Genomic DNA, 625 nt, shown 5'->3' with positions numbered 1-625 from the left:
TCATCTTGAGGTGAGTTTCACACTTAGATGCTTTCAGCGTTTATCTCATCCATACGTAGCTACCCAGCGGTGCGCCTGGCGGCGCAACTGGTACACCAGCGGTATGTCCATCCCGGTCCTCTCGTACTAAGGACAGCTCCTCTCAAATTTCCTACGCCCGCGACGGATAGGGACCGAACTGTCTCACGACGTTCTGAACCCAGCTCGCGTACCGCTTTAATGGGCGAACAGCCCAACCCTTGGGACCGACTACAGCCCCAGGATGCGATGAGCCGACATCGAGGTGCCAAACCTCCCCGTCGATGTGGACTCTTGGGGGAGATAAGCCTGTTATCCCCAGGGTAGCTTTTATCCGTTGAGCGATGGCCCTTCCATACGGTACCACCGGATCACTAAGCCCGACTTTCGTCCCTGCTCGACCTGTCTGTCTCGCAGTCAAGCTCCCTTCTGCCTTTACACTCGTTGAATGATTTCCAACCATTCTGAGGGAACCTTTGGGCGCCTCCGTTACTGTTTGGGAGGCGACCGCCCCAGTCAAACTGCCTACCTGACACTGTCTCCCGCCACGCTTAGTGGCGCGGGTTAGAGTGTTCACACAGCGAGGGTAGTATCCCACCAACGCCTC

The 625-nt window shown here is 56.6% G+C and carries 1 rRNA gene; it reads right to left on the bottom strand.

Going from position 1 to position 625, the window contains the following annotated elements:
* Positions 1-625, bottom strand: a 23S ribosomal RNA gene (locus LPKJCM_RS11755); the annotation flags it as partial.

It is taken from the genome of Lentilactobacillus parakefiri (genome assembly GCF_002157585.1).
Classification (GTDB): domain Bacteria; phylum Bacillota; class Bacilli; order Lactobacillales; family Lactobacillaceae; genus Lentilactobacillus; species Lentilactobacillus parakefiri.
The sequence above is the reverse complement of the archived record's forward strand: the minus strand, read 5'-3'. Positions and strand labels throughout refer to the sequence as shown.